The organism is Agrobacterium sp. a22-2, from assembly GCF_012276985.1.
Classification (GTDB): Bacteria; Pseudomonadota; Alphaproteobacteria; order Rhizobiales; family Rhizobiaceae; genus Allorhizobium.
Window position 1 is genome coordinate 56,825 of the sequence record NZ_JAAXMM010000011.1, and the last position, 14,491, is coordinate 71,315.

Genomic DNA, 14,491 nt, shown 5'->3' on the forward strand with positions numbered 1-14,491 from the left:
AGGGTTTTCGTATCGGGCGGTTCAATCCGCCGTGTGATCTGGGAGCGGCGATGGCCGCCGCTCTCTCCGGGTGTCTCCCAGCAGTTCCAGGACGACGACGAACTGGACCACGACTGCAATCCACAACAAGCCGTCGATAACGAACCAGAAGGGTGCGCGGGGATAGCCGAGCATGGGTGTCACTTCGCCTGCTGCCTGAAAGTTGCGGGCGTTTTGCAGAAACTGCCAGGCAAAGACGGTCATGAACGCCAGGGTCACGAAGGCGGCGAACAATGCGAGCAGGCGTCCGACTTGCGGCGGCACGATCCCGTCGATGAACGTCACCTCGATATTGGCGCGCTCCAGAAAGGCCAGCGGTATGAAACTCGCCAGCGACACCCCGACAATCATCCCGCCAAGATCGCGGACGATATCAATCGGGTTGTTGAAGAGGGATCGGCTGGAGCCATCCAGGAGAGTCGCAACCGCAAAGCCCATGAGGAGGACCACGCCGGCACCCGCCAAACCATTCGCGAGGTGCCGGATGAACCGGGCAGGGACCGAGTTCAACACACTCATCTCACCGGCCGGTCTGCGCGAACCTCTTCCAAGGTCTTCTGGAGGTCGGCCAGAAGTTCCTTGTTATGGGGGTCCTTGGCGGTGAACTCATCGATCACGTCCTTATAGATCGTTTTCAGTTCCGCCATCTCGGTCTCTGACGGGTAGACGACGGTCTGCTTCGGATCGGCTTTGAATTTTGCGACGGCCCGGTCGTTGGCGCCGCCTGTCGCCTCGATCCAGCGATCCGCCATCCATTCACCGCCGTATTTGCGCAGGATCTCTTGCGCCGGGGCTGGCAGGGACTCGAACTTTTCCTTGTTCATCAGCACGGCCAGGGGGGCATTGCTGAACCGGCCGTAATAGTGGTGGCTGACGACGCGATTGATGCCGTAGTCGACGACCGGCGCCGATTGCATGGCGGTTCCTTCGACCGTTCCGCGCGCAATCGCCTCGACCGTTTCAGGCGTGGGGAGAACGACGGGTGCAGCGCCCAGGCGGCGCAGCGTGAGCGCTTCCGTCGGGTTGGTCGCCCGGATTTTCTTGCCCGCAATATCCTTGTAGGATGAAATCGGCACGTTCATGTGAATGCCGGATGGGTCGCCGCCGAATGCGCCGAGCACGACGAAGTCGCTGTAGCCCTTCAGTTTGCCGGCAGCGACGAGGCGCGTGAAGGTATAGCTCGACTCGGTGATATTGCTGAAGATGCCGGGCAGTTCCAGCACGCCATTGTTTGGAAACCGACCTGCAGATTGTCCCAGCGTCGCGAAAGCGATGTCCGCAACACCGTCCAATACGACCTGAGGCTGCTGGCCGGCGTTGCGGCTCAAAGCGCCGTTCGGGTAGCCCTGAATCTCGACGATACCCTTACCGTCAGCATTGACGGCGTCCATGAACGGACGGAGCACGCCGGTCCACGTCGAGTCGGTGTCGGCGTTGAAGAACGCCAGTTTCAATTGAACGGGTTCCGCCATTGCAGCGGAAGCGGCCAGGCCCAGCACCGAAGCCAGGCCGACTGTCAGAATGCGTTTAAACATGAACTCCTCCCAGAGCGATGTCGCCGAGAACCGGGGACGAAAAAGGATTGCCACGGCTATTCCGGAATGTCAATCAATCTAGTAATGTGAGATTTGGATAAATTTTAGATCCATTCGTTTTTTGGAGGACGCGAGAATGCATATGAGACCACACCTTAACGAGGCCGATGTAATCCTGATGTGCGAGGCCGCGCGCGGGTGCGCTGCAGCAAATGGCTGGAACGTGACAATCGCCGTGGTAGACGAGGGCGGTGCGCTCCTTCGTCTTGAGCGAATGGACGGCACTGGAGCGGCGAGCAGTGACATTGCCACGGGAAAAGCGAAAATGGCCGCAATTTCTCGGCGAAAATCCAAAGATATGGAGGAGCGCATCGGGGAAAGGCCGGTTTTTCTCAAGCTTTCATATGGCTTGCCGATTCAGGGCGGACTGCCTGTACTGGTCGACACGTGGTGCCTGGGCGGGATTGGCGTGTCCGGCGTCCAGTCCCATCAGGACGAGCTTATCGCCCAGGCAGCCTTGGATGCCTTGCTGTCGGACACACCGGTTCCCCTGGCGGACAGAACGATCGAGGCGAATAACTAAGTTGACCAAAATCTCATACTATGAGATGGAAATGTAATCCGACCTCGGGAGTGTCGGATCTTTGTCAAAAATTGATTTATCGGGAGGTACATATGCAGCAGGTCTCCATCAGCCATGTCGGGCTATTCGTCCACGATCTGGCGCTCATGCTGGACTATTACACCAAGGTCCTCGGGTTCATCGTCACGGACGAGGTCCCGGGACGGATGTGCTTCTTGAGCCGAAACCTCGAGGAACACCATCAGGTGGCGCTTTTCACCGGCCGCACGGCGGATACGCCGCAGGTGCAGCAACTTTCGTTCCGGCTGGATACGCTTGAAGAGGTGCGCGAAGTGCATCGCCGGCTGGTCGAAGGCGGAACCAAGGACATGAAATGCGTCAGTCACGGCATTGCCTGGTCGATCTATTTCCCGGATCCGGAGGGCAACCGCCTGGAATATTTCACCGACACGGAATGGTACGTCAAGCAGCCTTGCGCCGATCCGGTCGACTTCACCCTTCCGGCGGATGAAATCTATCGGCTTTCCGAGGCGCGCAATCGCGAGCATGAGGACTTTCAGCCCCTGCAGCAGTGGCGCGATCGCTTCAATGAGAAGCTGAAGCAAAAGATGGCGGAGTCGCTCTGACGCTTCATTGCATCAGTCACCGTCCAGCGCTTCGGCGCACAGTCTCGGCTCGTTCGCGGGCCGCTATTGGCTTTCCATTCCCTAGCGCGTTCAGCACGGCGCCAGCTGAGAGATCCTAATCCATGAAACTCGCATTTTTCGATTCCTACCGGCTCGGCGTGGTCCGGGGCGACACCATTTTCGACGTCTCTTCCGTGGTCCAGGACATTCCCCATGTGGGGCCGCATGACCTGATGCGCGGATTGATCGAGCGGTTTGACGCGTATCGCGGCAGGCTGGAGGCTGCGGCCGATGGTGGCGTGCCGATCGACCTGTCGTCCGTGCAACTTCAGGCGCCGTTGCCGAAACCGGGCAATATCGTGTGCATGGCGGTCAACTACATGGAGGACGGGACGCTTGCCGAAGCGCCGGCGATCAACGCCTTCCACAAGGCGCCATCCGGCGTGATCGGGCCTGGCGGCACCATGGTCCTGCCGGACATGCCGGCCAAGACATTCGAAGGGGAAGCCGAGCTTGCTCTGGTGATCGGCAAGCGGGCGCATCAGGTTCCGGCCGAAAACTGGCGCGACCATGTTTTTGGTTACGTGAACTTCATCGACGGTTCGGCACGTGGCACCGTCCCGGACAAGAACAATTATTTCCAGATGAAGTCGCGTGATACCTTTGCGCCGATCGGCCCGTGGATCGTGACGGCCGACGAAATTCCGGATCCGCAGTCTCTGCAGGTCCGGCTTTGGGTCAATGGCGAACTCAAGCAGGATTTCAACACCAGCGACATGGCGCACAAGATTCCGCGTTGTATCGAATGGCTGAGCCATATTCAGGCTCTGGAACCCGGAGACGTCGTGGCGACCGGCACCAATCACCGCGGACTGAATGCCTTTCAGGACGGGGATGCGGTCGAGCTGGAAGTCGAAGGGCTGGGGCGCCTGAAGATCGGCGTGCGCGATGACCTGAAGAGAACCTGGCCGCGCGATACGCGCGTCGACCTTATGGCCAAAGGGGTCAAGGGACCGGCGATCCAGCTGACTGGGAAATATGCCCCCGTCAATCCGTGACAGCCCGAGGGAGTGGAGGCGCTGCAACTTGCACGCCTTCTCATCCACGCCTAGCTTGGTTGTTTGAAGTTCGGGTCCTTGCGATGGCTCTTACCGATCGGCGCAATAGATCTACACGCGAGCACGTATGTCCAGTCTAACGAAAATGTTACTCATTCTTGACCTCTTTTCGGTCGAGAAACCGATCTGGTCCGCAGAAGAGATCATTCAGCATTGTGGGCATTCACGCCCCACAGGCTACCGCTATGTCAAGGAGTTGTGCGACGCCGGACTGTTGCGACGCGCAGTGGGGGGCTATTCTCTCGGCCCGCGCGTGATCGAAATGGATTATTATATCCGTCAGTGCGACCCACTGCTCAATGCCTGTCGGCCGATCATGGTCCGCATCGCCCAGGAAACGGGCTGCGACATGCTGCTGGCCAGCATGTATGGCTCGAAAATCATGGCCGTACACCAGGAACTGGCGCACGAAACCGGTCAGATCGCCTTCGGCCGAGGCCGCCCGATGCCGCTGTTTCGCGGTGGCGGCTCGAAGATCCTGCTTGCGTCGATGACAGTGCCTCAACTCAGGAAGCTTTATGGGCAGCACAGCGCAGACATAGCGGAGGCGGGCCTTGGCGCCACATGGTCGGAATTCCGCAAGCAGTTGCTACAATACCGCAATGACGGCCATGTGATCTCGATCGGCGAACTCGACCCCAATGCCGCAGGCGTCGCCGTTCCGGTTCCGGTCGACGATGCGCTCGATCCCGCTGCCCTCGTGATGGTCACCACCCGGACGCGCTTCAATCTCATGGAGAAAGCACTGCTGATCGATATCGCCACGAATGCCGCCCGGCAGATCGAAACGTCCATGCGCGGGCAGCGTGACCCGATCACACGGGGCCAGCCGCACTTCGACGACCGAGCAGAGACGCTCTGATCGATCTGCTTGTTCGTGGTTGAGTGAGAGTGTCTACCGTCGGTGGCTGGCCTCTTGAGGCAGGCAATCGAAGATGTGCGGGGCGTTCGTTCCGAATTCCAGATTTTTCCGATTGTCGGACGCGCCATCACGGTTTGCGCCCGACACTTTGTTCGACACCAGGAGGTCCTTGCATGCGTCTGACCGATCTACAACCAGAGGACATGTCTCCACTTCAGCGCAGCGTCTTGGAGGAAGCATCATCCGGTCGACGCGGTCATGTCCCGGCACCGTTGCGGGCGTGGATCCACAGTCCGGAACTGGGCGCAAGAGCGCAACGTCTCGGCGAATTCGTCCGCTACAATACAGAACTTGGTGCGGCTCTGTCAGAGCTTGCAATTCTTCTGGTCGCACGCGACTGGGGGGCGATTTACGAATGGGATGTTCACAAACGGGAAGCTTTGAAAGCCGGTGTCGAACCCCACGTCATCGAGGCAATACGAACACGATCAGATCCCCTCTTCCAAAGCGATAAAGCCTCCATTGTCTATCGCTACGTGAAGGTCTTGTTGGAAACCCGCTTTGTCCCAGACGCACTTCACCGTGAGGCATTAAACGCAATCGGTGAGTCTGGTTTAGCGGAGCTCGTCGGTATCGTTGGTTATTATTCTTTCGTAGCGATGACACTGAATGCCTTTGAAATCGGCGTAGAACAGGGTTCCGCAGACCTGGAGTGAGCGAGCCTCAGCCAGCTCTACGCCCCACGACCGTGGCGCCGGTGGCCCCTGTGGTTTGGCCTGCTGTAGCGCAACCGTCTCGGGGTGGAGCGTCGGTGCCAGTGGCCCCAGTCGCCTGGCTGTCCGCGCCATCCATTCATTCCCCGGAAATCAATGCAGAGAGTTGCAGCAGGCTGCTAGGCTGCACTTGTGATGAAAGCATTAGCCCGACGGAGATAGACGATGAGATCCTCGATGGTGACGAGATGTAGGTGATGCTTTCGGGCAAACACTTCCAAATCCGGTAGGCGCGCCATGGTGCCGTCATCGTTGGCGATTTCACAGATCACGCCGGACGGCGCCTTTCCGGCCAGGCGACAAAGCTCGATCGCAGCCTCCGTATGCCCCGGCCGCCCCAGGATGCCGGACGGGTTGGCGCGCAGCGGAAAGATATGGCCGGGGCGCGAGAAGTCTTCCGGCTCGGCCGTCGGATCAATCAGCGCCTTGATGGTTGCGGCACGATCGGCGGCCGAGATCCCCGTCGTCGTGCCGGGCAGATAGTCCACCGAGACGGTGAAGGCCGTCCCGAGAGAATCGGTGTTTTTCGGCACCATCAACGGGATTTCCAGGGCGTCCAGGCGGTTGCCCTCCATCGGCACGCAGATCAGGCCCCGGGCCTTGTTCATCATGAAGGCGATCTTTTCTGCCGTCACGTCTTGCGATGCGAAGATGAGATCGCCTTCATTTTCGCGGTCCTGATCGTCAACGACGATGACCATGTCACCGCGTGCGATGGCGAGGATGGCGTCTTCAATCTTGGAAACGGTCATGGATGCGTCTTTCCGGGCAGGAGGATTGGTGAAACGTCGATTTCGGGGTGGAGACACCCATGACACCGTCATTGAGTGTTGCCTTTCTTCCCTTTCCAGACAGCGTTGGCGAAGCCATCAGAACGTGACCCGCAATCCGGCATAAAAGGCACGACGGTCGCCGGGAATATAGCCCAAGGGATTGGTGAGGCTTAAGTCCGGAACGGAGTTGACCTTCATCAATGCTCCCATCACTTCGTAGTCCGTGTCGAATACGTTGGTGACGAGACCGAAGATTTCGGCGTTTTCACTGAGCTTGTAGCGCGCGCTGAGCGAGAGAAGGGCAAAAGGATCGGATTTATCGAGAGTATTGTTCTCGTCGAACTGGGCATAGCTTCCGCTGACCGCCGTGACCGTGCCGCCCACATTCAGCCGGTCATTGACGGCGTAGTCGGCAGTCAGGCTCAAGATCTGGTTGGGGATGTTTGGCATTTCCGAGCCTTCCGGAACGGTGATGTGGCCCGTGGCATCGGCAGAGGGATTATCCGAACTGAAGACGGAGAATGTCTCTTCGAACGTCGATTTCTGCAGGATATAATCGAGGCCGAAGGTCCAGGGGCCGGACGCCAGGGCAGCGTTGAAACGCATTCCCCGACGCCAGGAATCTCCGACATTGCTGAACATCGGTCGCGTTTCCCGCAAGACGAGCCAATAGGTGTCCTCCGTCTGCTGGGAAAACAGCCGGAAGTTCCAGGACAAGGTTGTGTCGCCGAATACGGTGTTCTGGGCGCGGACGCCGACTTCGAAGTTGTCCGAGTGAGTCTGATCAAGCGGTTCGTCCGCGGCAGGAAAGTTGGCGAACGCACAGGTTGAGGCCATGCTGCCGCACATCGTTCCAAATGGCGTCGGGGCCCGGCTTTCGCGGTTGTAGCCGGCGTAACCCACCAAATCGTCCATCAACTTGTAGGTAAAGCCGATCGAGGGATCGAGGCTGTAGAATGTCTTATGTTCGTTGAGGTCATAGTCGTAGGTCACATTCGTCATCGATGCGTTGTAGCGATCGAGGTCGGAAACGTTGAACCTCAGGGCGCCGCCAATCGTCAACCGATCGGTCACCGAGTACTGGTCTGCGGCGTAGAGCGAGAAATAAAGGGCATCCAGATCCGCGGATGTCGACTGATAGATCCCCTGGTCGTTTGTATAGTCGAGACTGGTCGTGTATTCGCCCAGGCTTTCCGTCACCAAACTGGAGGTTGACGATCCATCGAGGGCGATCCCCATGACGAAGTCGTTGGGACGTCCCATCAGGGGTTCGCTGGTTCGCGCCTCGAAGGACCCGCCATATGTGTCGGTTTCCTCGCTGTATTCGGTGAGAGAGGCGTAATGACCCGACGTGGAATATAATGGGAAGCGATTTCCGCTCATGTCCCTATACGGCGAGCCCATCATGTCACAGAGCGTGGTCGCATCGTCTGCACAGGCTTGCGGGGTTTCCCCATCCGCCCAGCTCTTTTGCCGTGACGAGTGTCCGACATAGGCTTTGCCGCTCAGGGTCCAACCGCTGTCCATCTCGTGTTCGCCCGACAGCTGCAACTTCCACCGTTGGTCGGTGTCGCCACTTGGCGACATAAAGGAGCTCGAGCGATCGTCTGCAAGCATTTCGACAGGTGTCAGACCTGCGCCCGATGAACTGCCGTCGAGGCCGCTTAACGTGAGGTGCAGATTCGACGTTTCGTTTCGCCAGCCCAGGTCGCCATAGAGTTCCGACAGTTCGCCGTCGGTATCGTCGCGCCAGCTCGGATCCTTGATGGTGCTTCCGGCAAAATAGGCGGAATAGTTCTCGTTGGACTGGCCGGTCTGGACGGTGGCACGATAGCGTCCGTAGGACCCTGCCATGCTGTGGATTTCTGTCCCGTCATGATTGAAACCGTCCGGAGCCGGCCGTGGCTCGGCCAGATCGCCGAAGCCGAGGAGCGTCCGGGAAGGCTTCAGATCGCCGACCATGCCTGGCGGCATGACAAAAATAGGGTCGATATTGCCGATGGCCGCAGGCCCACCGAGCGGTGGACCGAGATTGAAGGACTGGCTTGGGACGATCATGCTCAAGGGCGGCGGCGGGAGCCCTCTTGGACCTCCCGGATGTGCGCTTTTGTCAACCCGTTCGGGGATTGGACAGTCTTCGGTTGTCGGGGGGCCACGGCGGGGTGTTGGCCCTGCGGCACCACAAGTTTGCGTCAGATCGACGTTGGGCGGAATTTGGCTGGTTTCTGCCTCTTTATCCGGCGTTTCCTGTGCGTATGCGGCCGTGCCGGCCATCACCAGAGTGACGAGGCTGCAGGCTGCTGCGGCAAGGGGTAAGTCAGTCCATAAGCGCATTGAGCGTCCTCCCGACGTTGTGTGTGCGCGTTTCTGTTTTGGAAGATCGGTCGTCGTTGGCCCGTCTCGGCACGGACATTCATCCGTCAACGAGGGACCTGTCAGGGACCGAGCCCCTGATCACCGGTGGTTTTCGGATCGTCTGAGTGATCAGCAACAGCTCGATCACAACCCCGGAACTGTGCCACTTGCGATAGCCGGCAAGCAGGTCAAGGGCAGCGATATTCACGGCAACAGTAGACGAGTGCCCGCGCGCCTTCGGCTTCAGTGGCCTCGTCCACTTCAGCGATGATGACCATATGGGTGCCAACAGGCTGCGCGAAGGCGACCTCACAATGGAACACCGCCGTCGCCTCTTTCAGCTCGGGGATGCCGAAGCGGTTTGTCATCCAGTCGCCCATCTCGAACTTATCCGGCAAGAACGTCCCGAAACGGCCGGCAAAAGCGTCTGCGGTGGCGATGTGCTTGTGCGCATTGAGCACGTTCAGCGTGAAACGCCGGTTTTCCTGGAGAGCCTGGCACGTGCGGGACGCCTGGTTGAGGCAGATCAGCAAGGTTGGTCTGTCCCCATCGGCTGAGACGGAGCTCATCGCGGTGATTGTGATTCCGGCGCGGCCCGCGGGGCCGTCGGTTGCCACGATGCAGACGGGGGCCGCGACCCGGCCCATGCCCGAGAGGAATTGCGATTTCAAGGCCGCCTTGTTATCGATCACGATGGCCCCTCCTGGGCTCGATACGACCGGCGGAACGAGGTTTGGAGGGCCGGAGGTGCTGGTCGCCAGGGAAACTGGGGAGGCGGCAGCGCATGCTGCTTCATCCTCGCATGCTCCGGTACAGGGAGCGCCCGACGTTGCGCAATCCTGCGGCGGTTGCCTTGATGCTCCGGTCTGTGCCGGAGACGGGCCCGGGTCGGTCCCGGTACCCGCATCGCCCTGCGTGCGAACTTGGTGGTTCATGTTCCTCTCCCAATGAGTGTCTCATGCGGTATGCGTCCGGCGTCATCGCCCTCCCAGGCACGCCGCATGCCGCTATGGTCGTTCTGGAAACTTCCGCGCGGCCATCTGCATTGCCGTCCGGTCGAACTGCAGGCCTGGGTTCGTGCGTGCCATGGAGATGTCCCGGTAGTAGCGCTGAAGCCGTGAGCCGTTCTTTGCCGAAGTGCTGGTGCCCGCTGCGCTATAGAGGATCTGGACCGCGTCTTCGGCCAGGTGCGCTGCATGCTGCAGACCCGCCTGGATACGAAGGTCGTCGAATTCCGTATAGGAAGCCGGCTCGTTCACGCCGCGCTCGCAATAATCGAGATAGGATCGCGCACCGGCGGCCAGCGCATTCGAAGCCGCCTCGAGCATGCCGAGCGCAATGCCGTAGGGGCGGTGGAAGTCGGCCGCACCGGACATCGGAGGCCCGAGTTTCGGGGCCGATGCCCTGAGGCCCATCACCCGCTCGAACTCGTCCAGAGCCGCAAATCCGGCACCGACCAGGATCGAGGTGATTTCCGTCTGGAAGAAGCCGAACATGCGGCCGGAATACATCGAATTGCCGTGCAGCTTGTAACCTTCGGTGCCGCCGTCGATGTTGATGGCGAAGAAGTTCTGGCGAACCAGCAGGGGCTTTGGAATCCATTGGTTTTCGATGCGGATGCTGTTCGAGCCGCTGGCGCGCATGCCGATGAAATCCCGCCAGTTGTCGATCAGCTCCCAGCCCGACCTCGGCACGATGGCGATCCCCAGTTCGGGCGGCCCGCCGGTCGCAGGACCGGCGATGCGAACCCCGACGATGGCATGGGTGCTATAGGGTGAGCCGGAGCAATAGTCCCAGGTTCCATTGATGATCCAGCCGTCGTCGGTTTCCGTGGCCAGTCCGCCGGGGATGCCGCGGGCAGGGGCTGCAAATTCCCCGTCATCGCCGAAGATGATGTCCTGGCCGTCCTTGTCGAACAGGGCGGCGGCGTTGAGGGCGTGGCCGGACGCAAGGCACAGACACCAGCCCGTCCCGGGGCAGCCGCGCGCCACCTCGACGATGACACGCGAAAAGACGGTCAGATCGAATTCATAGCCACCGTACATTGCGGGCTGCAGGATTCGATAGAAACCGGCCTCGCGAAACCGCTCGTGCATCTCAGGAGAATAGGTGCCCCGCTCTTCGGCCGCCGCCTGGTCTTGCAAAAGGAGCGGGCGCAGGTCGATAGCGCGCTGGATGATCTGTGCCGGTGTCAGATCCGGTTCCGGCTTCGCCAGGGGGGCGATCCGATTTGGATTTGTCTTCGTGGCTGATACCACGTTCAGTTTCTTGGTAGCGACCACGTAGATGCTCCTTTGCTTGAACTATTCCTGCATGGTGTCAGCGCCGTCTGAGACGAACAAGGATCAAGCAAAGTGCGTCCGTCGTGCGTACGGCAATTGGCTAAAGCTCTCAATATGTACGAAAAAACAGTATGTTATGCCGGGGAGCGGGCACGGCAATCCGGCACGACATGCTGCATAACATTGGCACGTCAGTGGAATGCCGGGAGCTTGATCAAGATTGGCGTGGGGCCTCTGCCATCAACGAGAATTTGCATGCCGGGCAGCAGGCGATCGAATGATTGCGCACAGCGTTCGCGCGGTGCTTCCGTTCGGATGAATCAGGTATGCGACAGGATTGACAGGAGATCTGGAGATCAGAATGGAGCACAGCCGGCGACGAGTCTTGGGCCGTCGATTGTATGCGATCCGAGTCGCATACAATCCCGAGAGGGGGTTTCCTCCCGCCCAGCCGGGGGCGGTTCGCCTCTGAACAAGGCGAGACTTGGTATCAGTCTCGCGCTGCCTTGATCGCAGCTTCGGCTTCGGTTGGCGTATAGAGCTTGAACTTGTTTGCCAGCGGGCCGCCCATGGCGAACAGCAACCCACCTTCGTCGATCGCGCCGAGATCCACCGGCGTAGCGTGCAGATCACGGATCAACTGCGCGACGTCGTCCTTGGCTTTCGCATCCGAACCGGCGAGGAAAAGCACGCTTGCATCGTCGGCTGGAGGAAGCGCCTTGTCGAAGACCGGGATCGGTTCGTGATTGAAGGCCTTCACCAGGTTTGCGCCGGGCACATAGCCGGCAACGATCTCACTTGCGATCGCACCACCGATATTGATGACGTCTTCAGGCTTCGGGCCGAGCCGGTTGTTGGTGGCGTCGACCACGGTTTTTCCTTCCCAGGGCAGGCCCGCCGTGGCATCGGCGGTCTGCGGCCAGCGTGTCGCCAGGATAATCACGTCGGCGGCCAGGACCATGTCGCGAGGGCGGGCGGCGCTGGCATTCGGGCCAAGCGCCGAAACCAGATCGGTCAATGTTTCGGGTCCACGGGAATTCGTCAGGATCACCCGCCAGCCACCGTTGATCGCCTTTGGTGCGAGCATTTGGGCAAGGCGGCCTGCGCCCAGAAATCCGAGTGTTTTGGTCATGCTGTGTCCTTCCTGTCAGCCAATAGGCGACGCCGCCGAGGCAAGAACCTCGAAAGCGCGCCATAATTGGACCAATCAAGCAAGGGCCAGGCGGCGGGGCAAGCGATCATAGCCGCCTGTCCGCATGGTGTATAACGTCGAATAGACGGGGGAGTCCGGCGCCGGTACGCCGGTGTTTTCACACAGTTGGCGTTCGATGCGGTCTCTGGCCGCAAGCAATGGCGCACGCAGGTGCTGCATCGCTTCGTCGATGGTGAACATGTTGGCCCGCCAGATGACATTCATGCAAGCGAGCACCTTGCCGTTGCGGCGAATAGGGGCCGCGAGACTGGCACATCGCGGATGCGGTTGTTCTGCACAGGCGCTGACGCCGTCGCGGCGGCCAGCCTCGATGATGTCGTCGATGAACACCCGGTCGCGGGCGCGACGATCCTCGGTGTCGGTGGAATTGCTGAGGGCGCACAGAATCGCCTGGCGTTCGTCATCCGGGCAGTGGCTCAGATAGGCACGACCCAGTGGGCTCAGCAGCATGGAACGCCGATGGCCGACCATGCCCACGTCGCACGACATGGGGCTGATGCGATGCGTGGTCCGCTGGATGACCATGGTGGACCGCTGGCAGACGGCGATGTCCGACGGCCAGATGACCTCCGACGTCAATTCCTGCAGGGCCGGTACGGCGATCTCGTCGATCCAATCATGCCCGATATCGGTCCGGTTCCCAGCCAGCCGCTGCACACCGGAGCTCAGACGATATTCGTCTCCGAGCTGGCTGTGATAGACTAGGTTGAGTTCGCTCAATGTCTCGAGAATGCGATGAACGGTCGGACGCGGAAGATTGACGTGTTCGGCAATCTCTGGCGGCGTCGCCCCTTTGACCGTGTTGAGGTACTGCAGCACTTCGATACCGCGCTCCAGAGCCCTGATGTTCTTGTAAGTCATGGTTCCTCCTCCCATTTCGTCGTTCTTGCGAAGGCATGCCTCCTGGTCCCACCCTGTCAAACCTCCCAAAAGCCGCTAAGGCCTCTGCTTTGACGTGCCGTTACCCATGCATTCACGAGGGGTTTATAACGCGTCGGAAGCCGCAAGTGGGTACACCAGGCGGACGGAGCTCAATTTGCAGCCGAAACGCTGCCAAAACGGCTCGAAACTGCATCGGATGTCACCCTCCCGTGCACCCATGCTGGCGTTTTGCAACCACCGCTGCGCATCGCTGTGACCGGTACAATTCTGTACCGGGACCTTTGCGATGGACGATGACATGCAAAATTCCGTCGCTCGTGGCTTACACTCCTCTGCCTATGTGCCAGTCGGCGCACGGAGCGCCGACCCGTCGCAGCATATCGTTGCACGCAACCCGTTCCTCAAGCGCGGTTGCGTGCACCATATCGGTCGGATCCGTCTTTCAAGCGTGCTCGTGCCGCGGACCACGCTGCGCCGGCCGGAAGGCAGGCTCCGAGCCGTGCCTATGGGCGGCGTCGCGCTTGAGCTTCTGTTCAATGGCATCTTGCGCTCTCTGCAGTGCCGGCAGGAACCGCTCCAGGCCGTCTTGCATCTTCACCGCACTCGGGATCCAGATGATGCTCAGACAGGCCAGCACACGATCTTCATGACGAATGGGAGCGGCGATCGCTGCGATCTGCGGATAAGAGCTCCGCCGCTCGACGGCGTAACCGTCGCTGCGGATCTTGGCGATCATGTCCCGGGTATGGGCGCCGCAATGGCTATTGCGATCGACATGATCGCCAAAGCGCCCAAGATGTTCGAGAATCTGCACGCGCTGCTGCTCCGGGCAGAAGGCCAGGTAGGCAAGGCCGCAGGCGCTCGTCAGCATCGAGCGCTGGCTGTCGTCGAAATCCAGCAGCTTGATGTGAAACGGGTTCAGCGAATGGGTCGTATCCCGCTGGAGCATTGCGCAGCTATAGGTGTCGAAGGTGGTGATTTCGCTGGTCCAGACCACTTCCTTCTGCAACTCCAGCAGAATGGGCTCGGCTGCCCAGAGCGCCCACACATCGTCCGTCAGCCCCTCTTTCAGGGCTCGTGTGGCGATGGTCGGGCGATACACTCCGTCCTTGCCAAGCGAGATGAGACCGCTTTTTTCGAGCGTCCCGAGTAGTCGATAGATCGTTGGTCGCGATAGCCCAAAATGCGCCACCGTCGTCTGTTTTGTCGCGCCGCCGGTTTCGCTCAGAAACTCGAGCAGGCGTAGTCCACGAGACAAAGCCCTTATGTTATCTGTCATGTTGCACCTCCCATGTAGAGAGTGAGCCTTCGCTTAACTTCTGTCAATCGAGGTGCATTTCGATGCGCCGGAGCGCTGAAGGCCGACGATTGTTGGCTTGGCGTGTCACCTTGGCCATTCACCAGGCGGACGGCCGCCAGTCCGGAGTTGGCTCTTCGCACCTTCACGATC

Annotated in this window: 14 protein-coding genes and 1 pseudogene; 6 read left to right on the forward strand and 9 right to left on the reverse strand. The window is 59.9% G+C overall.

Features of this window, described 5'->3' with window-relative positions:
- Positions 1-21: 21 nt before the first annotated feature.
- Both HFC70_RS17670 and HFC70_RS17675 read right to left on the reverse strand, forming a co-directional pair.
- Positions 22-558, reverse strand: coding sequence for a TRAP transporter small permease (locus tag HFC70_RS17670; RefSeq protein WP_168474599.1), 537 nt, complete (start codon positions 556-558; stop codon positions 22-24).
- Positions 555-1,628: a TRAP transporter substrate-binding protein DctP gene (locus tag HFC70_RS17675; RefSeq protein ID WP_168474600.1), complete on the reverse strand. Its 1,074-nt coding sequence runs from the start codon at positions 1,626-1,628 to the stop codon at positions 555-557. Before HFC70_RS17675 ends, HFC70_RS17670 begins: the two co-directional genes overlap by 4 nt.
- 88 nt (positions 1,629-1,716) lie before the next feature.
- Here HFC70_RS17675 and HFC70_RS17680 point away from each other — a divergent pair, with 88 nt between their 5' ends.
- From HFC70_RS17680 to HFC70_RS17700, 6 genes and pseudogenes are all read left to right on the forward strand, one after another.
- Entirely contained in the window at positions 1,717-2,157 is a 441-nt protein-coding gene (locus HFC70_RS17680) for a heme-binding protein (RefSeq protein WP_246735839.1), read from the forward strand.
- 92 nt (positions 2,158-2,249) lie between these two features.
- The gene (locus HFC70_RS17685) at positions 2,250-2,783 is read left to right on the forward strand and encodes a VOC family protein (protein ID WP_168474602.1); all 534 of its coding nucleotides are present in this window, start codon (positions 2,250-2,252) and stop codon (positions 2,781-2,783) included.
- A 122-nt stretch (positions 2,784-2,905) separates the two neighbouring features.
- Positions 2,906-3,841 (forward strand): fumarylacetoacetate hydrolase family protein, encoded by a 936-nt coding sequence (locus HFC70_RS17690; protein ID WP_168474603.1) that lies wholly within the window; start codon positions 2,906-2,908, stop codon positions 3,839-3,841.
- A gap of 145 nt (positions 3,842-3,986) precedes the next feature.
- Positions 3,987-4,112, forward strand: a pseudogene (locus tag HFC70_RS27290) (IclR family transcriptional regulator); the annotation flags it as partial.
- Positions 4,113-4,163: 51 nt separating this feature from the next.
- Entirely contained in the window at positions 4,164-4,763 is a 600-nt protein-coding gene (locus tag HFC70_RS17695; RefSeq protein ID WP_246735840.1) for an IclR family transcriptional regulator C-terminal domain-containing protein, read from the forward strand.
- Positions 4,764-4,936: 173 nt separating this feature from the next.
- Positions 4,937-5,479 (forward strand): carboxymuconolactone decarboxylase family protein, encoded by a 543-nt coding sequence (locus HFC70_RS17700; protein ID WP_168474605.1) that lies wholly within the window; start codon positions 4,937-4,939, stop codon positions 5,477-5,479.
- A gap of 176 nt (positions 5,480-5,655) precedes the next feature.
- On the opposite strand, the gene ribB is transcribed toward HFC70_RS17700, so the two are convergent.
- The 7 genes from ribB to HFC70_RS17735 all read right to left on the reverse strand — a co-directional run bounded on the left by ribB (position 5,656) and on the right by HFC70_RS17735 (position 14,320).
- Complete coding sequence (gene ribB, locus HFC70_RS17705; protein ID WP_168474606.1) at positions 5,656-6,288, reverse strand: 3,4-dihydroxy-2-butanone-4-phosphate synthase; 633 nt, start codon at positions 6,286-6,288, stop codon at positions 5,656-5,658.
- Positions 6,289-6,405: 117 nt separating this feature from the next.
- Positions 6,406-8,643: a TonB-dependent receptor gene (locus HFC70_RS17710; RefSeq protein WP_168474607.1), complete on the reverse strand. Its 2,238-nt coding sequence runs from the start codon at positions 8,641-8,643 to the stop codon at positions 6,406-6,408.
- A 209-nt stretch (positions 8,644-8,852) separates the two neighbouring features.
- On the reverse strand, positions 8,853-9,356 hold the full coding sequence (locus HFC70_RS17715; protein ID WP_368669707.1) for a flavin reductase family protein: 504 nt from the start codon (positions 9,354-9,356) through the stop codon (positions 8,853-8,855).
- A 315-nt stretch (positions 9,357-9,671) separates the two neighbouring features.
- Positions 9,672-10,946 carry an acyl-CoA dehydrogenase family protein gene (locus HFC70_RS17720; protein ID WP_168474608.1) on the reverse strand — a complete coding sequence of 425 codons (1,275 nt, stop codon included), beginning with the start codon at positions 10,944-10,946 and terminating at the stop codon, positions 9,672-9,674.
- Between the two features lie 490 nt (positions 10,947-11,436).
- Entirely contained in the window at positions 11,437-12,078 is a 642-nt protein-coding gene (locus tag HFC70_RS17725; protein WP_168474609.1) for an NADPH-dependent F420 reductase, read from the reverse strand.
- Positions 12,079-12,153: 75 nt separating this feature from the next.
- A complete protein-coding gene (locus HFC70_RS17730) occupies positions 12,154-13,020 on the reverse strand; it encodes a helix-turn-helix domain-containing protein (RefSeq protein ID WP_168474610.1) in 867 nt (288 codons plus the stop codon).
- Between the two features lie 463 nt (positions 13,021-13,483).
- A complete protein-coding gene (locus tag HFC70_RS17735) occupies positions 13,484-14,320 on the reverse strand; it encodes an IclR family transcriptional regulator C-terminal domain-containing protein (RefSeq protein ID WP_168474611.1) in 837 nt (278 codons plus the stop codon).
- Between the last annotated feature and the right edge of the window lie 171 nt (positions 14,321-14,491).